Source organism: Pseudomonas sp. P5_109, from assembly GCF_034009455.1.
Lineage (GTDB): Bacteria > Pseudomonadota > Gammaproteobacteria > Pseudomonadales > Pseudomonadaceae > Aquipseudomonas.
The window spans coordinates 1,493,075-1,513,982 of sequence record NZ_CP125380.1 but is presented as its reverse complement, the minus strand read 5'-3'; the positions used below and the strand labels follow the sequence as shown (position 1 = coordinate 1,513,982).

Annotated in this window: 20 protein-coding genes; 7 read left to right on the top strand and 13 right to left on the bottom strand. The window is 62.1% G+C overall.

Annotation, left to right across the window (positions count from 1 at the left end):
• Positions 1-21: 21 nt before the first annotated feature.
• Together QMK54_RS06645 and QMK54_RS06640 are read right to left on the bottom strand one after the other, a co-directional pair.
• Entirely contained in the window at positions 22-777 is a 756-nt protein-coding gene (locus tag QMK54_RS06645) for a TPM domain-containing protein (protein WP_320402243.1), read from the bottom strand.
• 37 nt (positions 778-814) lie between these two features.
• Complete coding sequence (locus tag QMK54_RS06640) at positions 815-1,420, bottom strand: LemA family protein (protein ID WP_046041485.1); 606 nt, start codon at positions 1,418-1,420, stop codon at positions 815-817.
• Between the two features lie 262 nt (positions 1,421-1,682).
• Here QMK54_RS06640 and bglX point away from each other — a divergent pair, with 262 nt between their 5' ends.
• On the top strand, positions 1,683-3,974 hold the full coding sequence (bglX, locus tag QMK54_RS06635; protein WP_320402242.1) for a beta-glucosidase BglX: 2,292 nt from the start codon (positions 1,683-1,685) through the stop codon (positions 3,972-3,974).
• A gap of 142 nt (positions 3,975-4,116) precedes the next feature.
• Here bglX and QMK54_RS06630 read toward each other — a convergent pair whose 3' ends face one another.
• From QMK54_RS06630 to QMK54_RS06590, 9 genes are all read right to left on the bottom strand, one after another.
• Complete coding sequence (locus QMK54_RS06630; RefSeq protein ID WP_110658129.1) at positions 4,117-5,274, bottom strand: phospholipase D-like domain-containing protein; 1,158 nt, start codon at positions 5,272-5,274, stop codon at positions 4,117-4,119.
• Between the two features lies 1 nt (position 5,275).
• Positions 5,276-5,866 (bottom strand): YceI family protein, encoded by a 591-nt coding sequence (locus QMK54_RS06625; protein ID WP_110658127.1) that lies wholly within the window; start codon positions 5,864-5,866, stop codon positions 5,276-5,278.
• A 102-nt stretch (positions 5,867-5,968) separates the two neighbouring features.
• Positions 5,969-6,739, bottom strand: a complete 771-nt coding sequence (locus tag QMK54_RS06620) for an IclR family transcriptional regulator (protein ID WP_320402241.1) — start codon at positions 6,737-6,739, stop codon at positions 5,969-5,971.
• Positions 6,740-6,808: 69 nt separating this feature from the next.
• The gene (locus tag QMK54_RS06615; protein ID WP_110658133.1) at positions 6,809-8,233 is read right to left on the bottom strand and encodes an amidase; all 1,425 of its coding nucleotides are present in this window, start codon (positions 8,231-8,233) and stop codon (positions 6,809-6,811) included.
• Positions 8,234-8,253: 20 nt separating this feature from the next.
• Positions 8,254-9,564 (bottom strand): citrate-proton symporter, encoded by a 1,311-nt coding sequence (locus QMK54_RS06610; protein ID WP_223596366.1) that lies wholly within the window; start codon positions 9,562-9,564, stop codon positions 8,254-8,256.
• A gap of 82 nt (positions 9,565-9,646) precedes the next feature.
• Entirely contained in the window at positions 9,647-10,822 is a 1,176-nt protein-coding gene (locus tag QMK54_RS06605) for a M20 aminoacylase family protein (RefSeq protein ID WP_110658123.1), read from the bottom strand.
• 153 nt (positions 10,823-10,975) lie between these two features.
• On the bottom strand, positions 10,976-11,299 hold the full coding sequence (locus tag QMK54_RS06600) for an amidase (protein ID WP_320402240.1): 324 nt from the start codon (positions 11,297-11,299) through the stop codon (positions 10,976-10,978).
• Positions 11,296-12,390: a serine hydrolase gene (locus QMK54_RS06595; RefSeq protein ID WP_320402239.1), complete on the bottom strand. Its 1,095-nt coding sequence runs from the start codon at positions 12,388-12,390 to the stop codon at positions 11,296-11,298. Before QMK54_RS06595 ends, QMK54_RS06600 begins: the two co-directional genes overlap by 4 nt.
• 180 nt (positions 12,391-12,570) lie before the next feature.
• Positions 12,571-13,458 carry an acyl-CoA dehydrogenase family protein gene (locus QMK54_RS06590; protein WP_320402238.1) on the bottom strand — a complete coding sequence of 296 codons (888 nt, stop codon included), beginning with the start codon at positions 13,456-13,458 and terminating at the stop codon, positions 12,571-12,573.
• A gap of 154 nt (positions 13,459-13,612) precedes the next feature.
• Here QMK54_RS06590 and olsB point away from each other — a divergent pair, with 154 nt between their 5' ends.
• Complete coding sequence (gene olsB / locus QMK54_RS06585) at positions 13,613-14,368, top strand: L-ornithine N(alpha)-acyltransferase (protein WP_110658114.1); 756 nt, start codon at positions 13,613-13,615, stop codon at positions 14,366-14,368.
• Entirely contained in the window at positions 14,368-15,159 is a 792-nt protein-coding gene (locus QMK54_RS06580) for a lysophospholipid acyltransferase family protein (protein WP_110658112.1), read from the top strand. The genes olsB and QMK54_RS06580 overlap by 1 nt, the downstream gene beginning before the upstream one ends.
• 107 nt (positions 15,160-15,266) lie before the next feature.
• On the opposite strand, the gene QMK54_RS06575 is transcribed toward QMK54_RS06580, so the two are convergent.
• The gene (locus tag QMK54_RS06575) at positions 15,267-15,845 is read right to left on the bottom strand and encodes an ACP phosphodiesterase (RefSeq protein ID WP_110658110.1); all 579 of its coding nucleotides are present in this window, start codon (positions 15,843-15,845) and stop codon (positions 15,267-15,269) included.
• Between the two features lie 170 nt (positions 15,846-16,015).
• Here QMK54_RS06575 and QMK54_RS06570 point away from each other — a divergent pair, with 170 nt between their 5' ends.
• The 3 genes from QMK54_RS06570 to QMK54_RS06560 are packed head-to-tail and all read left to right on the top strand — an operon-like array spanning position 16,016 to position 18,601.
• Positions 16,016-16,318, top strand: a complete 303-nt coding sequence (locus QMK54_RS06570; protein WP_110658108.1) for an ArsR/SmtB family transcription factor — start codon at positions 16,016-16,018, stop codon at positions 16,316-16,318.
• Positions 16,319-16,354: 36 nt separating this feature from the next.
• Complete coding sequence (locus tag QMK54_RS06565; RefSeq protein WP_320402237.1) at positions 16,355-17,521, top strand: MFS transporter; 1,167 nt, start codon at positions 16,355-16,357, stop codon at positions 17,519-17,521.
• A 30-nt stretch (positions 17,522-17,551) separates the two neighbouring features.
• A complete protein-coding gene (locus QMK54_RS06560; RefSeq protein ID WP_110658104.1) occupies positions 17,552-18,601 on the top strand; it encodes an alkene reductase in 1,050 nt (349 codons plus the stop codon).
• 248 nt (positions 18,602-18,849) lie between these two features.
• On the opposite strand, the gene emhR is transcribed toward QMK54_RS06560, so the two are convergent.
• Complete coding sequence (emhR, locus tag QMK54_RS06555) at positions 18,850-19,482, bottom strand: efflux system transcriptional repressor EmhR (protein WP_110658102.1); 633 nt, start codon at positions 19,480-19,482, stop codon at positions 18,850-18,852.
• A gap of 265 nt (positions 19,483-19,747) precedes the next feature.
• Between emhR and QMK54_RS06550 the strand changes: the two genes are divergently transcribed.
• Positions 19,748-20,905 carry an efflux RND transporter periplasmic adaptor subunit gene (locus tag QMK54_RS06550; protein ID WP_110658100.1) on the top strand — a complete coding sequence of 386 codons (1,158 nt, stop codon included), beginning with the start codon at positions 19,748-19,750 and terminating at the stop codon, positions 20,903-20,905.
• Positions 20,906-20,908 lie beyond the last annotated feature (3 nt).

Below are 20,908 nucleotides of genomic sequence, written 5' to 3'. Positions count from 1 at the left end.
ATTACCTGCTCATTTTTATTATCACCAGCCGCCGGACGAACCACCCCCGCCGAAACTGCCCCCGCCGCCGCTGAAGCCTCCACCGCCTCCGCCGCCGCCAAATCCACCACCACCAAAACCGCCCCCGGATCCACCGGAGCCGCCCCGGCCGGCGGGAAGAATACCGAGCATCTGGCACACAAAAACAGTCAGGATGAACAACATCACCAAAAACACGAACAACCCGGGATGGCGCGAGACGAAATCATCCCCCGGATCACCTCTGGATTCATACGCCGTGGAGGGTTCATCCAAGGGGTTGCCGCCCAGCACCACCAGCATTGCCGCCACGCCGTCACTGATGCCTTTACTGAAGTTGCCGGTCTTGAACGCCGGAGTGATGACCTGGTTGATGATCACCGAACTCTGGGCATCGGTCAGGCGATCCTCCAGGCCATAACCGACTTCGATACGCAGCCGGCGTTCGTCCCGGGCGATGATCAGCAAGGCACCGTTGTTCTTGTCCTTCTGCCCGATGCCCCAGTGCCGGCCGAGCTGGTAACCGAAGTCGGCGATGTCGGTGCCTTGCAAATCCGGCAAAGTCACGACCACAAGCTGCTCGCCGGTGGCTTGTTCATGGGCCTGAAGTTGCTGGGTGAGTTGCTCGCGCACCGATGGTTCGATCATCTGGGCGTTGTCGACCACCCGCCCGGTCAACGCCGGAAAACTCAGCTCGGCCCGGGCCGTGATCGTCACCACCCACAACAACAGCAACAGGCCTGTTTTCAGGACGCGCATTGGCAACCTCTTGCGTAGTGACATCGATTAGCGCTTTTCAGAACTTGACCTCGGGGGCCTTTTCCGAACCCGGCGTGGCTTCGAAGGTTTCGCGCATCGGCAAGTCGCTGTACATCACGGTGTGCCACAAACGGCCGGGGAACGTGCGGATCTCGGTGTTGTATTTCTGCACCGCGAGGATGAAATCACGTCGGGCCACGCTGATGCGGTTCTCGGTACCTTCCAGTTGCGACTGCAGGGCGAGGAAGTTCTGGTTGGCCTTGAGGTCCGGATAGCGCTCGGAAACCACCATCAAGCGGCTCAGGGCACCGCTGAGCTGGTCCTGGGCCTGCTGGTACTGCTTGAGTTTTTCCGGATTGTCGAGGGTCGAGGCGTCCACCTGGATCGACGTGGCCTTGGCCCGGGCCTCGATGACCGCCGTCAGCGTCTCTTCTTCATGCTTGGCGTAGCCCTTGACGGTTTCCACCAGGTTGGGAATCAGGTCGGCGCGGCGCTGATACTGGTTCTGCACCTGGCCCCAGGCGGCCTTGGCCTGTTCGTCGAGGGTCGGGATGTTGTTGATGCCGCAGGCGGTCAGCAACGTCGCCAGCATCAGCAGCGTGACGACCTGCAAACGCGAGCGGTAGGTTGGACTTACATTCATCAGGATGATGCTCCCTTGTGCATTTCATGAAAAAACCGACCGTGAAACCTTCTCGGCCGGCTCTTGGGGCATAATCGCCCGCGCCTCTGGATTGCAACGGGCCGATGGGCTAAAAAGAGGCCCTGCGCGAAAACGCATCCGCCATCTGGCTGTCGTTTTTGGCGCTGGTTTTTTGAGCCGGCACCCGAACAACAATAGACGCTCCCTAAATTTTGGCTGGCCGGCGTGTACATCGCCGTTTGGGCCCTTGAGAAAACTATTCATGAAGAAGCTGTGTTTGCTGGGCCTGTTCGTCAGCCTGGCCAGTCATAACGTATTGGCCGCCACGACGCCCGCACCCCTGGAGAACAAGGACGCCTTCGTCAGCAACCTGATGAAGCAAATGACCCTCGATGAAAAAATCGGCCAGTTGCGCCTGATCAGCATCGGCCCGGAAATGCCTCGCGAAATGATCCGCAAGGAAATCGCGGCGGGCAACATCGGCGGTACGTTCAACTCGATCACCCGTCCGGAAAACCGGCCGATGCAGGACGCGGCCATGCGCAGCCGCCTGAAGATCCCGATGTTCTTCGCCTACGACGTGATCCACGGCCACCGCACCATTTTCCCGATCCCGCTGGCCCTGGCCTCGAGCTGGGACATGGACGCCATCGCCCTGTCCGGGCGCATCGCCGCCAAGGAAGCCTCCTCGGACGGCGTCGACCTCACCTTCGCGCCGATGGTCGACATCTCCCGCGACCCGCGATGGGGCCGTACGTCCGAAGGCTTCGGTGAAGACACCTACCTGGTGTCGCGCATTGCCGGCGTCATGGTCAAAGCCTTCCAGGGCACCGGTGCGAACGCAGCCGACAGCATCATGGCCAGCGTCAAGCACTTCGCCTTGTACGGCGCGGTCGAGGGCGGTCGCGACTACAACGTCGTCGACATGAGCCCGGTCAAGATGTACCAGGATTACCTGCCGCCATACCGCGCCGCGATTGACGCCGGTGCCGGCGGGGTAATGGTTGCCCTGAACTCGATCAACGGCGTGCCGGCCACGGCAAACACCTGGCTGATGAACGACCTGTTGCGCAAGGAGTGGGGGTTCAAAGGCCTGGCCGTCAGCGACCACGGGGCGATTTTCGAACTGATCAAGCACGGCGTTGCCGCCGATGGCCGCGAAGCCGCGAAGCTGGCGATCAAGGCCGGCATCGACATGAGCATGAACGACACCCTCTATGGCAAAGAGCTGCCTGGGCTGTTGAAGGCCGGCGAGATTGAACAAAGCGACATCGACAACGCCGTGCGTGAGGTACTCGCCGCCAAGTACGACATGGGCCTGTTCAAGGACCCGTATCTGCGCATCGGCAAGGCTGAAGATGATCCGGCCGACACCAATGCCGACAGCCGTCTGCACCGCGCCGAGGCCCGCGATGTCGCGCGCCGCAGCATGGTGTTGCTGAAGAACCAGAACGAAACCCTGCCGCTGAAGAAAACCGCGAAAATCGCTTTGGTGGGTCCGCTGGCCAAGGCACCGATCGACATGATGGGCAGTTGGGCCGCCAACGGTCGCCCTGCGCAATCGGTCACGCTGTTCGACGGCATGTCCGCTGCACTGGGTTCGCAATCGACGCTGATCTACGCCCGTGGCGCCAACATTACCAGCAACAAGAAGGTCGTGGATTACCTGAACTTCCTCAACTTCGACGCCCTGGAAGTGGTGGATGATCCGCGTCCGGCCAACGTGTTGATCGACGAAGCGGTGAAAGCCGCCAAGGACGCTGACATAGTGGTGGCAGCGGTTGGCGAATCCCGTGGCATGTCCCACGAATCGTCGAGCCGCACGGACATCAATATTCCGGAAAACCAGCGTGAACTGATCCGCGCCTTGAAAGCCACCGGCAAACCGCTGGTGCTGGTGTTGATGAACGGCCGTCCGCTGTCGATTCTCGAAGAGAAAGAACAAGCTGACGCGATTCTGGAAACCTGGTTCACCGGCACCGAAGGCGGCAACGCGATCGCCGACGTGCTGTTCGGCGACTACAACCCGTCGGGCAAACTGCCGATCACCATCCCTCGCTCGGTGGGTCAGATTCCGACCTACTACAACCACCTGACCATTGGCCGGCCGTTCACGCCGGGCAAACCGGGCAACTACACCTCGCAGTATCTCGATGACACCACCGGCCCCCTGTTCCCGTTTGGCTTCGGTCTGAGCTACACCGACTTCAGCCTGAGCGACATGGCCCTGTCGTCGACCACGCTGAACAAGACCGGCAAGCTCGACGCCAGCGTCACGGTGAAAAACACCGGCAAGCGCGACGGCGAAACCGTGGTGCAGTTGTACATCCAGGACGTGGCCGGCTCGATGATCCGCCCGATCAAGGAACTGAAGAACTTCCAGAAAGTGATGATCAAGGCCGGCGAACAGAAGGTCGTGCACTTCACCATCACCGAGGACGACCTGAAGTTCTACAACACCCAGCTCAAATACGCGGCGGAACCGGGCAAGTTCAACGTACAGATCGGCCTGGACTCAGAGGACGTGACGCAGCAGAGTTTTGAGTTGCTGTAATCGCGGCAACAACGCAATACAAATGTGGGAGCGGGCTTGCTCGCGAAAGCGGTCTGTCAGTCGACATCTTCATTGACTGACACTCCGCCTTCGCGAGCAAGCCCGCTCCCACATTGGGTTTATGGAGTTCAGAAAATCGGCGTCAACCTCGTCGATCCAGCAGATTCACCACCACCCGATCCACCCATCCCCACACCCTCTGCTTGACCCGCCGCCACAACGGCCGGCGTTGCCATTCTTCCAGGCTGACTTGCTCACTCAACCCGAAGTCGCGTTCGAAACTCGCCGCCACCGACCGGGTCAGTCCGGGGTCCAGGGCTTCCAGGTTGGCTTCCAGGTTGAAGCGCAGGTTCCAGTGATCGAAGTTGCACGAGCCGATGCTCACCCAGTCATCGATCAAAACCATCTTCAGGTGCAGGAAACACGGCTGATACTCGAAGATCTTCACCCCGGCCTTGAGCAGTCGCGGGTAGTAACGATGCCCGGCGTAGCGCACGGACGGGTGATCGGTACGGGGGCCGGTCAGCAGCAACCGCACATCGACGCCCCGGGCAGCCGCCCGGCGCAGGGAACGGCGGACTTTCCAGGTCGGCAAAAAGTACGGTGTGGCCAGCCAGACCCGGCGTTGGCCGCTGTTCAAGGCGCGTACCAGCGATTGCAGAATGTCCCGGTGCTGGCGGGCGTCGGCATAGGCCACCCGGCCCATGCCCTCGCCCATGGACGGCACCCGTGGCAGGCGCGGCAAACCGAAATGCGAGGCGGGCCGCCAGGCGCGACGATGGCGGTTGGCGATCCACTGGCGGTCGAACAGCAACTGCCAGTCGAGCACCAGCGGGCCGGTGATTTCCACCATCACCTCATGCCATTCGCTGACATCTTCGCCAGGGGTCCAGAACTCGTCGGTGACGCCGGTGCCGCCGACCACGGCCAGGCTCTGGTCCACCAGCAACAATTTGCGGTGATCGCGGTAGAAGTTACCAACCCAACGGCGCCAGCTCAGGCGATTGTAGAAACGCAGCTCCACACCGGCCGCCATCAGCCGCTGACGCAAGGTCAGGGTGAAGGCGAGGCTACCGTAATCATCGAACAGGCAGCGCACCCGCACACCGCGCTCGGCGGCCTGCACCAAGGCCTGGACCATGGCTTCGGCACAGGCGCCCGCCTCCACCAGATACAGCTCCAGCTCGACCTGTTCTTCGGCGCGGGCAATCGCCACGAGCATGCGCGGGAAGAACTGCGGACCATCGACCAGCAGTTCGAAGTGGTTGCCTTCACGCCAGGGAAAAATCGCTCCGGCCATGTCAGCGCGCCGTGAAAATCAGCACCGCACCCACCGGCACCGACAGACTGATGGCCGAGAGGCCGGCCATTTTACGCAACGTTTCCAGACCAGGCGCCAGATCAAAATCCTCCGCATTGATCACCAGCGGCTCGAGGGTCACCACCTGAAAGCGCCGGTCATCGAGACGGGTCGCCAGCAGTTCGGCGGGGTACTCATGTTGTTTGCCGTGCAAGTCCACCGTCAGCGGCAGGCGCAACTCCAGCTGCGCGCCAGGAGCGAGGTCGTTGATCGGACGCAGATCGATTTTCGTGGTGATCAAGGCCTCGGGAAACCGGTCGATCTGGAACAGCTCCTTGCGCATGCGCTCATCGCGCAACGCAATGCCGCTGTTGATCGACTCCAGCTCGACTTCCACCCGCGCCAGCCCCTCGGGATCGACCTTGCCGTGCAACACCAGAAAGCGCTGCACTTCGGCAACATTGGCATTCTTGGTGCTGACAAACGACAGGCGCGAAGACTCGCCATCGAGGTACCAATCGGCACGGGCCGACAATGCGGCACCGGCCAGCATCAGGAAAGCGAGGGATCGGAGGGCGGAGCGCTTGAACATAGAGACTCATAAGGCAGAGAAACCTGTGCTGAACCTTAACCGGCCTGACACAGGTTGCAAGAAATGTGTTGCCTTGAGTCTCTAAACCGCCACAAGTTCCTCTCAGGACATCGCCTGCTGCACATTGCCAATGGTGGTGGCCAGGCTGTTCAGGTGCAGATTGAGTACCCGTTCCACCGGCGCCTGATCCATTGGCCAGTGAAGCGCCATGCTGCCCACGAGTCGGCCATCGGTGCGGATCGGCAAGGCCACCGCGCGTATCAGGAATGGCAGACGCACCGGGTATTCCCAGTAACCTTCGGTGCGCTGCCCGAAGCCTTGGTGCAAGGCCTGCTCAGTGGTGTTGAACAGGGATTCGTCAGTCATTCGCTCACGGCTGGCCAGACGCTCCACTTCATGGCTGTCCAGTTCGCCCAGGCAGGCCCGGCCCATGGCCGAATGGAACAGGCTGGCGTGCTGGCCGACGATCTGACAGTTGTTCGGATAGCGCTTGCGCAGCACCCTGGGGATCGCGCTCTCCATGACCTCGATCCGCTCGCCATCAAAACACGACAGGTCCGCCACCAACCCGGTGCGCTCGCTCAACTCCAACAACAGCGGCGCGGCGTTTTCCACCAGGCGCCGCTTGAAGCGCTGCTGGCTGTCACCAAACAGGCGCTTGGCGCACAACCGGTAGCGCCGATCGCTCAGGCCGCGATAGATCCAGCCCCGCTCCTGCATCGTCAGCAACATGCGCGACACCGTGGCCTTGGGCAAGGTGGTGAGGTAGTGCAACTCCTCCAGCCCCAATGCCTGATGCTCACCCAGCAACTCGACAATCGCCAGGGCGCGCTCGACGGAACGCACACTGCCGGTTTCTGCCTTGCTCTCCATAGGTTCGATCTCCCTAAGCGCAGATGGATGTTCAATTTGCGCAGCAAGATGCGGGCCCATCGGCCAGTCTCAGGCATGTTGCAGACAGCCGGGCGGCCTGCGCTTGACCCATTGAGTCAACTGCTCATGGGCATACGCCAGTTGCAACACCGCGCGGTCGGCCTGGGCCGGGCCTATGATTTGCAGGCCCATCGGCAGTCCGGCCGGGTTGAATCCCACTGGCACATTCATGCTCGGCAGGCCCGCCAGGGTCGGCCCGATCACCACTTCCATCCAGCGGTGGTAGGTGTCCATGGCCTGCCCGCCGACGACGCGCGGCCACGGTGTTTGTGCATCAAAAGGAAACACCTGGGCAGTGGGCAGCAACAGGAAGTCGTAACGTTCGAACAGTTCGTTGAGCGCTCGATACCACTCGCTGCGGCTGACCGAAGCCTGATAGACATCCGCTGCAGTCAGGCGCAGTCCGCCTTCGACTTCCCATCGGGCCTCGGGTTTGAGTTGCTCGCGTTTTTGCGCATCGGCATACAACCCGCCGAGGCTGCCTTGCACCAGCCAGTGGCGATGCACCAGCCAGGTCTGCCACAGGCGTTCCAGGGAGAAATCCGGCTGGCAGGCCTCGACGTTGCAACCCAGTGTGGCGAAGTCCTGCAACGCCGATTCACACAGCCCCATGACACCGGGGTCCATCGGCAGGTAGCCGTTGTAGTCCCCCAGCCAGCCGAGCCGCACATCCCTGAAATCCTGCTGCAACGACTGGTGAAACACCCCCGGATCCTCAGTCAGCGACAACGGCACGCGCGGGTCGTACCCGGCCTGGGTGCCGAGCAAGCGGGCAACATCGGTGACCGTGCGGCCCATCGGTCCTTCGGTGGCCAGTTGCTGGACGAACATTTCCGGCCCGGGCCCGAACGGAACACGCCCCTGGGATGGGCGAAATCCATAGACGTTGTTGAACGCCGCCGGATTGCGCAGCGAGCCCATCATATCGCTGCCGTCGGCTACCGGCAGCATGCGTAACGCCAGCGCCACCGCCGCCCCGCCGCTGCTGCCGCCAGCGATCAGCGTCGGATCGTAGGCGTTGGTGGTGGTGCCGAACACGCTGTTGTAGGTTTGCGAGCCGAGGCCGAATTCAGGGACGTTACTCTTGCCGATGATGATCGCCCCGCAGGCGCGCACCCGCGCCACGCTGATGGCATCGTGTTGCGGAACCTGCTCGGCGAACAGCGGCGAGCCCAGGGTGGTGCGTAAACCGGCAGTGGCCGCCAGGTCTTTGACCGCTTGCGGCATGCCGTGCATCCAGCCGCGAGACTGACCCCGATCGAGTTGGCGATCACACTCGGCGGCCTCAGCCAGCAACGCCTCGGCCGGTCGCAGCGACACCAGCGCATTGACCTGCGGATTGAAGCGTTCGATCTGCGCGAGATACGCCTGCATCACTTCGCGACAGGACACCTGTCGTGCGTGGATGGCCCGGGACAGCTCATCGGCGTCCATTTCAACAATCGGATGGCTGCTCAAGGTTTCACTCCAAGATTGAGTTCAACGGATCTTTTTGCCCGTGGCGCTTCGTGCATGCAGTAGGTGCCGAGCAGCGTCAGCAGGCAGGCGAACAGGACGTAGAAGGACGGTGCGACTGGCGTTGCCAGGACCTTGCTCAGCCAGGTGACAATCAGCGGCGCGAATCCGCCGAAAACCATGACCGCGACGTTGTAAGCCACAGACACCCCGGTGGAGCGCACTTCGATGGGAAACTGCTCGGCCAGCGCGGTTGGTGCCGGGCCGAAAAACCCGCCGATCGAACTGCACAGCAACAATTGCATCACCAGCAAGCGCTCCACCGATGGCGCCGCCGCCACCCACACGTACAGCGGGTACACCATCAGGAAAAACGCCAGGGTGAACGCCATCAGTACGGGGCGTCGACCGAGGCGGTCCGACAGTGCGCCGGACAGCGGAATCACCACGGTCATCAGCGCCACCGCGAGCATTTGCACCAGCAGCACCTGATCCAGCGGCAGGCCGAGATTCTTGTGGGCGAAGGTTGGCATGTTCACCAGCACCACGTAGAACGACACGGTCGCGCCACAGGCCAGGCCCATCGACACCAGAATGCTGCGCCGGTGTTCGCGGATCACTTGCATCAGGCTTGGGCTCGCGCCTTTGGCCTGCTTGCGCGCTTCAAGAAACTCCTCCGGTTCTTCCATGTGCTTGCGAATCCACAAGCCCACGGGACCGATCAACAAACCCAGCACAAAGGGAATCCGCCAGCCCCAGCTCTCCAGTGCCTCCGGGGACAGCAGGTGGGTGAAAAGCGCGACCATCGCCGCACCGCAGAACACCGCCAGGCATTGCCCGACCAATTGCCACGAGCCGTACAATCCCTTGCGGTGTGCCGGCGCGCTCTCCACCAGGAACGCCGTGGCGCTGGCGTACTCGCCGCCCGTGGCGAAGCCTTGCAGCATCCGTGCAACCACGATCAACAGCGGTGCACCCATGCCGATGGCGGCGTAGTTCGGTGCAAACGCAATCAGTGCAATGGATACGGTCATCAGGCGAATGATCATCTGCATCGCCGCCTTGCGCCCTTTGCGGTCCGAATACATCCCCAGCAGGATGCCGCCCACCGGACGCATGAAAAAGCCGACGCCGAAAGTCGCCAGGGCCATCAGCAGGGATGCGTATTCGTCGTCAGAGGGGAAAAATTGCCGGGCGATGATGCTCGCCAGAAAGCCGTAGACAATGAAGTCATACCATTCCAGCGCGTTGCCGATAACCGCGGCGACCACCTGCCGGGTGCGCGAAACGCCTGTGCTCGAAGTGTGCATGGGGAACTCTCCAAAAACCTGTTGGGTAACGGCGGGCACGCCATGGCGCACCCGGTCCAGCGGCAGTAGAAAGTGGCGGGAATCAGGCCGGCTTGAGCCAGCTCTCGGTCAGCGCGCCCCAGTACGCGGCACCGGTCAGCAGGATGTCGTCGTTGAAGTCATAAGCGGGGTTGTGGACCATCGGCCGCGATACGCCATTGCCGATAAACAGGTAGGCACCGGCGCAGCGTTGCAGCATCCAGGCAAAGTCTTCGCTGCCCATGAGTTTGGGGGTATTGCCATCGACCGCATCGGCACCCACCAGATCGACGCCGACTTGCCGGGCGAATTCGGTTTCGGCCGCGTGGTTGACCAGCACCGGGTAGGCCGGACGATGTTCGATGCGCGAGCTGCAACCAAAACTGTGGGCCTGGGATTCGATGATCGCGCGCACGCGGTCGAGGGTCTGCTCGCGCACCTGGGCGTCCAGCGCCCGCAAGCTCAGGCGCAGAATCGCCTGTTGCGGAATGACATTGGCCGCCTCCCCGGCCTGCAACGCGCCGACGGTGACCACTGCCGCCTGCTGCGCATCGATGTTGCGCGCGACCACGGTTTGCAAAGCCATCACCACACTGGCCGCTGCCACCAGCGGATCGACCGCCAGGTGCGGCATCGAACCGTGGCCGCCGACACCTTCGATGGTCACATTAAGCAAATCCTGCGAGGCCATCATCGGCCCCTCGCGAAAACCCAAATGGCCGGCGGGTAGCCCCGGCATGTTGTGCATGCCGAACAGCGCATCGCAGGGGAAACGTTCGAGCAAGCCATCGGCGAGCATCGCTTCGGCACCGCCCTGTCCCTCTTCGGCAGGCTGGAAAATCAATGTCAGGGTGCCGTCGAACTGACGGGTCGCCGCCAGGTAACGCGCCGCCCCCAGCAACATCGTGGTGTGACCGTCATGCCCGCAAGCGTGCATGCAGCCCTTGTGCTGGCTGCTGTAGGTTGCGCCGGTGTTCTCGATGATCGGCAGCGCGTCCATGTCCGCCCGCAAGCCGAGTCTGCGTGGGCTGCTGCCGTTACGCAGGACGCCGACCACACCGGTCTTGCCGACGCCGGTGTGCACCTCGTAGCCCCAATCCTTCAGGGACTTGGCCACCAGCGCCGAGGTGCGGTTTTCCTCGAAACCGAGTTCCGGGTGGGCGTGGATGTCCTGGCGGGTGGCGTGCAGGTCGCTGGCCACGTCGCTGAGCCAGGCAAGGATGTGCTGATATCGGGTCATGACGATTGTCCTCGGGCCGGGTGTAATCCCGTTCTTGTTGTTCGCGGTGATTTCGCGACACGTCAAAGGCAGGTCGCGCTCACCTCCAGATAACCGCGAGTCGTGCGCGAGAACAATCGAATGTGGTTCCACAGAGTGGAACCTGAGGGGATTTCAGGGCTGCAAGCGGCAGCCCTGGCGCTCGCCGATCCACACAGCGCTGTTGCTGCGGCCCATGCCGCTGACCGTTACCCGCTTGCCGGCCGCGTCATCGGAAAAGTCGCTGGCGGGCAGCCACTGTTTCACATAACCGTGGCAGTACTCGGTGTCGTTGCCCATCACGTAGCGGCACGAGCAATATTCCTTGGCGGTGTAGGCGCTGATGATGTCGGGGAACGCCCACAGCGCCACCCGTTCGTGCCAGATCCAGCCGAGCAAGGCGATCAGCAGGATCAGCAACAGAGCGCTGACCGGTCGACGGCGAATGAAAGCGGTCATGGCTGCACCTTCCCGGCAAAGGCCTTGAGCGCGAGCTGGAGCAATTCGTTGTGCCGGTAGCTGCCGTCGCGGTCATCGCCATAGCGCACGATCACTAACTGCTCACTGGGGATCACATACATCGCCTGCCCCCAATGACCCAGTGCGGCGAAGGTGTCGGCGGGAGCATCGGGCCAGGGTCGTGCCGCGCCCTCAACGGCTCGATTGAGCCACCATTGGCCGCCGGGGACGGCATCGTCTTCGTGTGCGCGATAGTGAGCGAACGGCTCGCGGTTGAACGCCACCCAGTCCTTGGGCAGTAGTTGCCTGTCGCCCCAGCGACCGTCGCGGGCCATCAACAGACCGACCCGGGCCAGGTCTCGTGCCGTGAGGTAGGCATAGGACGACGCGACGAACGTGCCCGTGGCATCGGTTTCCCACACGGCATGGCGAATGCCCAGCGGCTCGAACAGCGCGGTCCACGGATAGTCGGGATAGCGGCTTGGGCCGACGATGGTTTTCAGCGCGGCGGACAACAGGTTGCTGTCACCGCTGGAGTAGCGAAACGCCTGGCCCGGCGCGGCGTACGCCTCATGTGCCGCGGTGAACGCGGCCATGTCGTGGTGACCGCGGGTGTAGAGCATGGCCACCACCGAAGATTTCAGCGGTGCGTATTCGTAGTCTTCCTGCCAATCCAGGCCCGAGGCCCAGTGCAGCAGGTCGGCCATGGTCAGGTCCGGGTGCCTGGCCAGCGGCGGATAAAATGTCTGCGCCGGATCCCGCAACTTGAACAGCCCTTCGCCGTAGGCCACGCCAAGGACCGTGGCCATCAGGCTCTTGCTGATCGACCAGGTCAGGTGCGACGTCCCGGCCGTCGTCGGGCCGGCGTAGCGTTCGTAGATCAACTGGCCATCGCGAATCACCAGCAAGGCATCGGTGCGAATGCCCTGGCGCGTGGTGTCATCGCGGGATGGGAAGGCGTAGGCCTCCAGGGCTTGAAGTGCCGGCCCCGTGGGTGTCGGGGCGGTTGGCCATTGCTCGGCGGGCCAGTTTTCGGCCTGGGCGGTGAAGCTGAGCAACAACAGGAAAATCAGGGACAAGCCTTTGGGCATGGCGGGGGCTCGGAGATTGAACTTGCTGAGCCTAGTCGAGGTTGATGACAGTTCTGGAATTTGTGTTGCCGGTGAGGGCGCCATCGCTGGCAAGCCAGCTCCTACAGGGACCTGCGTCGTGTACAAATGTTGTGTTCGACGCAGAACCTGTGGGAACGGGCTTGCTCGCGAAGGGGCCAGTCAAGACAACGCAGATCCCGTCAGTGCCTTGGCCAACCGCTTCCCCCGCGCCCCCGCCGCCAAATCCATCACCGCCTGATCCCGCCGCCACATCGCCATCCACTCTTGAGGCCCTGCGGCCAACGCCTCATCCACCTCAGCCTTGAGCCCCTCAAACTGCGCAAACAACCCGCCAAGCAGCACATGCCCGGCCAGACTGGTCGGTGGCTGGCGGCTGCTTTCCGCGCAGCCTGCCAACAATGCCAGCAGGCGCAATTGCAAGGATTGCGGCCAGGCACAATCCTGACCGATACCGTACAACCACGCCGTCATGGCGCTCAGTACATAGATGTCTTCAAGCGTGCGGAACGGCTTGACGTACGCATCCCAGCCATCCCCGGCGAGCAACTCGCACAGCGCGTTATCCAGAAACAAGCGGCCATGGCTGATGTCCGGTATCAACGGGATCGGCGCCAGTTTTTCCACGCGCACACCCGGCTCATCGCGATAGATCACCGCCAGGCTCAAGCGTGGATTGGTGCCCGGTTCCTCACTGCGGGCCGCCACCAGCAGCCAGTCGGCGGCATCGCCGGCGGTAACAAAATCCTTGCGTCCGCTCACGCGCAAACCGCTCAACCGGGTCTGCATGTCCGCCGGACGCAGGCTGCGCTGTTCGGTGGCGCACAGCGCGCCGAGGCTCAGCGGCGCGCTCGGCCAGAGCATGCGCAATGCCGCTTGGTAGCCCACCAGAAACGCCAGCCCCGGCGACGCCATCAACCGCCCGCCAAGCACGGCCAATTCAAACGGCGTGACCGTACCCAACTGTTGCAGCAAGGTCGCGAAACCTTCGGCCAGATCCGGGTTGGCGGGCAAGCGATCACGGCGATTCAACAGGGTTTGCCAGGGCATAAGAGGCTCCTTGTGGGCTGTCATATAAGCATCACCAAAGCTTAATGGCGATGACACCGGGCCTACATAGCCTGACTTTGCACAACACGGCTAGCAAAGAAAGTCGATTCGCTGTAGCCCAAAGACGGGTGAGCAGCCCGCACGGAGATTCGCCATGACTCAGATCGCCCGCATCAGCGACACCGGCAACGAACGCCGCCTGCAAGCCGAACGCCTGGTGGGCGCCGAGGCATTGCAGGAGGCCCAGGCCTTGCGCTTCAACGTGTTCAGCGGCGAATTCAACGCCAAACTCAAGGGTGCCGAGCTGGGTCTGGACATGGATGACTACGACGTTCACTGCGCCCATATCGGCGTGCGTGATTTGAATACCGGGCGCCTGGTGGCGACCACCCGTTTGCTCGACCACACGGCTGCCAGCAGCCTGGGCAAATTCTACAGCGAAGAAGAATTCAGCCTCCACGGGCTGGTGCACCTGCAAGGCCCGATCCTGGAAATCGGTCGCACCTGCGTCGACCCGGCCTACCGCAACGGCGGCACCATCGCCGTGCTCTGGGGCGAACTGGCCGAAGTCCTGAACCAGGGCGGCTACAGCTATCTGATGGGTTGCGCGAGCATTCCGATGCAGGACGGCGGCGTGCAGGCCCACGCGATCATGCAGCGTCTGCGCGAGCGCTACCTGTGCACCGAACACCTGCGCGCCGAGCCGAAAAAGCCGCTGCCGAGCCTGGACATTCCGTCCAACGTGATTGCCGAAATGCCACCGCTGCTCAAGGCCTACATGCGCCTGGGCGCGAAGATTTGCGGCGAGCCATGCTGGGACGAAGACTTCCAGGTCGCCGACGTGTTCATCCTGCTCAAGCGCGATGAACTCTGCCCGCGCTACGCCAAACACTTCAAGGCGGCTGTGTAATGAGCCGGTTGCGGGTGTACGCGCGAATCGCGCGAGTGCTGCTGGTGGTGACGCTCGGGCTGGGCATGGCCAGTGCGTTCGGGGTGTTCGAGCGCCTGGGCCTGGCCCATTCGATGGCGCGCCGGCAGCGCTGGTCGCGGTTCTTCATGGCTCGCCTGAGCAACGCCCTGCCCTTCGACGTGACCGTCCACGGCGAGTTGCCGAAGGCGCCGATGCTCTGGGTCAGCAACCACGTGTCCTGGACCGACATCCCACTGCTGGGCATGCTCACGCCGCTATCGTTCCTGTCCAAGGCCGAAGTGCGCACCTGGCCAGTGGCCGGCTGGTTGGCGGCCAAGGCCGGCAGCCTGTTCATCCGCCGCGGCTCGGGCGACAGCCAGTTGATCCGCAAGCAGATGACCCGTCATCTGGAGCAAGCCCACCCGTTGCTGATGTTCCCGGAAGGCACCACCACCGATGGCCGTTCGCTGCGTACCTTCCACGGTCGCTTGCTGTCCGCCGCCATCGATTCCGAAGTGGCGATGCAGCCGGTGGCGATACGTTATGTGCGTAACGGCGAGCCTTGCGCGCTGGCACCGTTCATTGGCGATGATGATCTGCTCTCGCACTTGATGCGCCTGTTCGGCAACGACCGTGGCGGCGTGGAGATTCATCTGCTCAAGCCCATCGAGTGCCAGGGCCGGGAACGCGCGGCACTGGCGTTCGAGGCGCAGCAGGCGGTGCAGAAAGTGTTGTTTGGGGCGATTCCGGAACAACAGCAAGTTCCAATGCGCCCAGCTATAGCAGCGTGAAAAACATTCCCTGTGGGAGCGGGCTTGCTCGCGAAAGCGGTGTGTCAGCCGATATCAATGTCGCCTGACACACCGCCTTCGCGAGCAAGCCCGCTCCCACATTGGATCTATGCCGTTGGATAGTTCCGGGCAAAATCCTGCAGCTGCGGATAGAACAACCTGAAGTCCTCGCTCAACGGCTCATACAACCGCCGCAGTTCCTGCATCGCCGCCGCCAGTTCCTCCGGCCGGGTCAGGCGTCGCGAGATCCCGCGCAACACCTGCTCCAGCACTTCGAACTCCTGATACGACCCCAACCAGTCATTGGCCACCATGTGCGGCGCAATCTTCGCCAGGCGCTCCGGCAATTGCCGTTCGCTGGACAGCACCCGATAAACGTCCGAGGTGAATAACGCCAGGGGCCGGTCGGCATACAGCGCCCAGTCCCGGGCCAGGCAATGGTCGAAAAACACGTCGAGCACGATCCCCGCGTAGCGCCGACGGGTCAGGGCGAAACGCGACAACGCGATATCCACCAGGGGATGGCGATCGGTGAACACGTCGATGCTGCGGTGCAACTGGATGGCCCCTTCGATCTCCGGAGCGAATTGCCCTTGCAGGCGTCCCTTGACGAAATCGCCATACAGGCTGCCGAGCAATTGGCCGGGACGCTGGCCACCGAGGTGAAGATGTGCGAGATAGTTCATGGGCGCAGCTTAGCACTGCACCCTTGTCTTGTTACACTCAACGTATCGTTATAACTCGATATACCGAAATGTGAGCGGGTCAGAGCCAAATCATATTTGTATATCGCGAAATACCGATTTAAAGTTCGCCTCATCGCGATATAGCGTTTTACACATCACGAGCCCACATCATGACCATCAATCTCGACGAAATAATAAAAGCCCTGGCGCACCCAGTACGGCGAGAAATCCTGCACTGGCTCAAGGACCCGACCGTCGAATTTCCCGACCAGTCCCACAGCAACGAGCACGGCGTTTGCGCCGGGCAGATCGATCAACGTTGCGGCCTGTCGCAGTCCACGGTGTCCGCACACCTGGCGACCCTGCAACGCGCCGGCCTGATCAGCAGCCGCAAAGTCGGCCAGTGGCACTTTTTCAAACGCAACGAGGAAACCATCCAGGAGTTCCTCCGCACCTTTAACAAAGAGCTCTGACCCTTAACGTCAGTCGGCTAAAAAAGGAATTACCCCATGCCCCTCCCGCTACTCATCCTGGCCTTGAGCGCCTTCGCCATCGGCACCACCGAGTTCGTCATCATGGGCCTGCTGCCCAACGTGGCGGCTGACCTCGGTGTGTCGATTCCCGGTGCCGGCTGGCTGGTGACCGGTTACGCCCTGGGCGTGGCCATCGGCGCGCCGTTCATGGCGCTGGCCACCGCCAAACTGCCGCGCAAGGCAGCCCTGGTGGCGTTGATGGGCATTTTCATTGTCGGCAACCTGCTCTGCGCAGTGGCCGGCGACTACAACGTGCTGATGTTTGCCCGTGTGGTCACCGCCCTGTGCCACGGCGCGTTTTTCGGCATCGGTTCAGTGGTCGCCGCCGGCCTGGTGCCTGCGAACAAGCGCGCTTCGGCCGTGGCCCTGATGTTCACCGGCCTGACCCTGGCCAACGTCCTCGGCGTACCGCTGGGCACCGCCCTCGGTCAGGAAGCCGGCTGGCGCTCGACCTTCTGGGCCGTGACCGTGATCGGTGTGATCGCACTGATCGGTTTGATCCGCTTCCTGCCGGCCAAACGCGATGAAGAAAAACTCGACATGCGCGCCGAACTGGCCGCGCTCAAGGGCGCTGGCATCTGGCTGTCCCTGAGCATGACCGCACTGTTCGCCGCCTCGGTGTTCACCCTGTTCACCTACGTTGCGCCACTGCTGGGCGAAGTCACTGGCGTTTCGCCCCGTGGCGTGACCTGGACGCTGATGCTCATCGGCCTGGGCCTGACGGTCGGCAACATCATCGGCGGCAAACTGGCCGACAAAGGCATGGCCGCAACGCTGATCGGCGTGTTCATCACCATGGCCGTGGTGTCCACCGTGCTGACCTGGGCCAGCGTGGCGCTGATCCCGACCGAAATCACCCTGTTCCTCTGGGCCACCGCGTGTTTTGCCGCCGTACCGGCGCTGCAAGTGAACGTAGTGACCTTCGGCAAAGCCGCGCCGAACCTGGTGTCGACCTTGAACATCGGCGCTTTCAACGTCGGCAACGCACTCGGTGCCTGGGTCGGCGGCAGCGTGATCGCCCACGGCTTCGGCCTGACCAGCGTGCCGCTCGCGGCAGCGGTACTGGCGGTACTCGCCCTGCTGGTGACCCTGATTACTTTCCGTCAGAGCGGCAATCCCGAGCTGGCACCTGCTACCAACTGATTCACCATTACCTCACGAGGGTTGTATTAGATGACGACTATTTTCGATCCGATCAAACTGGGCGACCTCGAGTTGGCCAACCGCATCATCATGGCGCCGCTGACCCGCTGCCGCGCCGACGAAGGCCGGGTGCCGAACGCGCTGATGGCCGAGTACTACGTGCAGCGCGCCTCCGCCGGCCTGATCCTCAGCGAAGCCACTTCGGTCACCCCGATGGGCGTCGGCTACCCGGACACCCCGGGCATCTGGTCCAACGATCAGGTGCGTGGCTGGTCCAACGTGACCAAGGCGGTCCATGGCGCGGGCGGCAAGATCTTCCTGCAACTGTGGCACGTGGGCCGGGTGTCGCACCCGTCGTACCTGAACGGCGATGCCCCGGTCGCGCCGAGCGCCATACAGCCAAAGGGCCACGTCAGCCTGGTGCGCCCGATGGCCGACTACCCGACGCCGCGCGCCCTGGAAACCGCTGAAATCGCCGACATCGTAGACGCCTATCGCGTCGGTGCCGAGAACGCCAAGGCCGCCGGCTTCGACGGCGTGGAAATCCACGGCGCCAACGGCTACCTGCTCGACCAGTTCCTGCAAAGCAGCACCAACCAGCGCACCGACAACTACGGCGGTTCCCTGGAAAACCGTGCCCGCCTGCTGTTGGAAGTGACTGACGCCGCCATCGAAATCTGGGGCGCCGGCCGCGTCGGTGTGCACCTGGCACCGCGCGCCGATTCCCATGACATGGGCGATGACAACCTGTCCGAAACCTTCACCTACGTGGCTCGTGAACTGGGCAAGCGTGGCATCGCGTTCATCTGCTCCCGCGAACACGAAGCCGGTGACAGCCTCGGCCCACAACTCAAGGAAGCCTTCGGTGGCCCTTACATCGCCAACGAGCGCTTCACCAAGGACAGCGCCAACGCGTTGCTCGCCAGCGGCAAGGCCGATGCGGTCGCCTTCGGCGTACCTTTCATTGCCAACCCTGACCTGCCGGCACGCTTGCAGGCTGACGCGCCGCTGAACGAAGCGCGTCCGGAACTGTTCTACGCCAAGGGCCCGGTCGGCTACATCGACTACCCGACGCTGTAAGCAGCTGACATTGAAACGCAAAAGCCCCGACTCGAAAGAGCCGGGGCTTTTTTGTACCTGAAGGATTAGCACTTGCCCCACAAGGTCTGGACAGGTTTCTCACCGGATTGACACAAATTCCCTACAAAATACTGAACTTGCTACCTGTCATCCCGCCGAGGGTACGTATATAAAAGCACCCCATTACGGCACATCGAGTGACAGAACGGTCCTTGGGTGAAACACGCGGACCCAATACAAATTTTGTTTCATTTGCGCAGGCTGGGGCTCAAGCGCAGCATGTCCAGCCCTGTATCGACCCAACGCTCGGCTTCGGTGTGCAATTCAAAACTGTCTGTGGCCAGCAACCACTGGTACAGGATGCCGTCAATATAAGCATGCAAGCTGATCGCAGCGCGGGCGGTGTCGAGGTTTTCCGGCAACTGGCCGCGATTTACGGCATTACTCAAGGCCAGGCCGATTCGCACATTGCATTCAAGGCTGGCTGACACTCGTTGTTGGCGCAGATCGCACATTTCATCGGTGAATTCGCACTTATGAAACAGAATCTCATTAATACGTCGGGTTTTCGGGTCCAGCGCAATTTGATGAAACAAATGAATCAACAGTTTGCGCATGCATCCCAGGGGGTCGAGTTCGTCCTCGCTTTCGCTGGCCTTGGCCATTTCTTCCAGCGGCTCATGCAAGGTGTCGAGCATGGCCTGCACCAGATCCGCCTTGTTGCTGAAGTGCCAGTAAATGGCCCCGCGAGTGACGCCGGCCAGAGTCGCGATGTCCGCCAGGGTCGTGCGCGCCACGCCTCGCTCGTAAAAGGCCTTTTCGGCCGCCACGAGAATTTGCGCGCGGGTTTCCTGAGCTTCCTCTTTGGTACGACGGACCATGGCAGTACAACCTCAATCAGGGTGCTTCAGCGATGTCTGAATATCAGCTGAATAAAAGTGGGGCGAACGTTCTGGGGGTTCGTCCCCGGCCTACAATTCCAACCTTTCAACGGCTTGTGTAACGACGGTGATACGCAGCTTGGGTCTTTACAAACAACCATGTACGTAAGTATATTCCTTAGCAAGCTACTTATCCACTCGGTAAACAAATTTCAACCTTCCACCTTTCCGGTGCGCTCCTTGCGCGCCTGACCCGAGGATTTTCATGCAATTCAAGCCAGCTGTTACCGCTCTGGTCGCCGCCGTCGCCCTGGCATCGCTACTCAGCGGATGCAAAAAGGAAGAGGCAGCACCGGTCGCCCCACCCCCTCAGGTCGGCGTCGTGACTCTGCAACCGCAAGCTTTCACCCTGACCTCCGATCTGCCTGGCCGCACCAGTGCATTCCGCATTGCCGAAGTCCGTCCGCAGGTCAACGGCATCATTCTCAAGCGCCTGTTCAAGGAAGGCAGCGACGTCAAGGCCGGCCAGCAGCTCTATCAGATCGACCCTTCGATCTATGAAGCTACGCTCGCCAGCGCCGAAGCCAACCTGCGTTCGACCAAGTCGGTTTCCGACCGCTACAAGCAACTGGTCGACGAACAAGCCGTAAGCCGTCAGGAATACGACACCGCCGTGGCCAACCGTCTGCAATCGGAAGCCGCGCTGCAAACCGCACAGATCAACGTGCGCTACACCAAGGTCTATGCCCCGCTGACCGGCCGTATCGGCCGCTCTTCGGTGACCGAAGGCGCGCTGGTCAGCAATGCCCAGGTCGATGCGATGGCAGTGATTCAGCAAATCGACCCGATCTACGTCGACGTGACGCAGTCCTCCGTCGAGCTGTTGCAACTGCGCCGCGAGCTGGAAAGCGGCCGCCTGCAAAAAGCCGGCGACAACGCGGCCTCGGTCAAGCTGACCCTCGAAGACGGCAGCGATTACAAGCTGGACGGCAAACTGGAGTTCTCCGAAATCTCGGTTGACCAGACCACCGGTTCCGTCACCCTGCGCGCCATTTTCCCGAACCCTGACCACACCCTTCTGCCTGGCATGTTCGTGCACGCCAAGTTGCTGGCCGGTGTAAACAGCGCGGCGATCCTGGCCCCGCAGCAAGGCGTGACCCGTGACCTCAAGGGTTCGCCGACCGCACTGGTTGTCGGCCCGGACAACAAGGTCGAACTGCGTCAACTGAAGGCCAACCGCACCGTCGGTAACCAGTGGCTGATCGAAGACGGCCTGAAGGCCGGCGATCGCCTGATCACCGAAGGTCTGCAATTCGTCAAACCTGGCATCGAAGTCAAGGCCAGTGAAGCGACCAACGTAGCCGTAAAGAACCCGGCCCCCGCCCAGGCAGCTGATAAAGCCTCCGGCGGCAAAGGGGAGTAAACC

Coding starts and splice junctions, on each gene's coding strand:
- QMK54_RS06590 (WP_320402238.1), bottom strand. CDS start 13,458: ATGCCCTGGCAAACCCTGTTGAATCGCCGTGATCGCTTGCCCGCCAAC.
- QMK54_RS06615 (WP_110658133.1), bottom strand. CDS start 8,233: ATGGACGCCGATGAGCTGTCCCGGGCCATCCACGCACGACAGGTGTCC.
- QMK54_RS06565 (WP_320402237.1), top strand. CDS start 16,355: ATGCCCCTCCCGCTACTCATCCTGGCCTTGAGCGCCTTCGCCATCGGC.
- QMK54_RS06605 (WP_110658123.1), bottom strand. CDS start 10,822: ATGACCCGATATCAGCACATCCTTGCCTGGCTCAGCGACGTGGCCAGC.
- QMK54_RS06600 (WP_320402240.1), bottom strand. CDS start 11,299: ATGACCGCTTTCATTCGCCGTCGACCGGTCAGCGCTCTGTTGCTGATC.
- QMK54_RS06570 (WP_110658108.1), top strand. CDS start 16,016: ATGACCATCAATCTCGACGAAATAATAAAAGCCCTGGCGCACCCAGTA.
- olsB (WP_110658114.1), top strand. CDS start 13,613: ATGACTCAGATCGCCCGCATCAGCGACACCGGCAACGAACGCCGCCTG.
- QMK54_RS06645 (WP_320402243.1), bottom strand. CDS start 777: ATGCGCGTCCTGAAAACAGGCCTGTTGCTGTTGTTGTGGGTGGTGACG.
- QMK54_RS06575 (WP_110658110.1), bottom strand. CDS start 15,845: ATGAACTATCTCGCACATCTTCACCTCGGTGGCCAGCGTCCCGGCCAA.
- QMK54_RS06580 (WP_110658112.1), top strand. CDS start 14,368: ATGAGCCGGTTGCGGGTGTACGCGCGAATCGCGCGAGTGCTGCTGGTG.
- QMK54_RS06560 (WP_110658104.1), top strand. CDS start 17,552: ATGACGACTATTTTCGATCCGATCAAACTGGGCGACCTCGAGTTGGCC.
- emhR (WP_110658102.1), bottom strand. CDS start 19,482: ATGGTCCGTCGTACCAAAGAGGAAGCTCAGGAAACCCGCGCGCAAATT.
- QMK54_RS06610 (WP_223596366.1), bottom strand. CDS start 9,564: ATGCACACTTCGAGCACAGGCGTTTCGCGCACCCGGCAGGTGGTCGCC.
- QMK54_RS06550 (WP_110658100.1), top strand. CDS start 19,748: ATGCAATTCAAGCCAGCTGTTACCGCTCTGGTCGCCGCCGTCGCCCTG.
- QMK54_RS06625 (WP_110658127.1), bottom strand. CDS start 5,866: ATGTTCAAGCGCTCCGCCCTCCGATCCCTCGCTTTCCTGATGCTGGCC.
- QMK54_RS06620 (WP_320402241.1), bottom strand. CDS start 6,739: ATGGAGAGCAAGGCAGAAACCGGCAGTGTGCGTTCCGTCGAGCGCGCC.
- QMK54_RS06640 (WP_046041485.1), bottom strand. CDS start 1,420: ATGAATGTAAGTCCAACCTACCGCTCGCGTTTGCAGGTCGTCACGCTG.
- QMK54_RS06630 (WP_110658129.1), bottom strand. CDS start 5,274: ATGGCCGGAGCGATTTTTCCCTGGCGTGAAGGCAACCACTTCGAACTG.
- QMK54_RS06595 (WP_320402239.1), bottom strand. CDS start 12,390: ATGCCCAAAGGCTTGTCCCTGATTTTCCTGTTGTTGCTCAGCTTCACC.
- bglX (WP_320402242.1), top strand. CDS start 1,683: ATGAAGAAGCTGTGTTTGCTGGGCCTGTTCGTCAGCCTGGCCAGTCAT.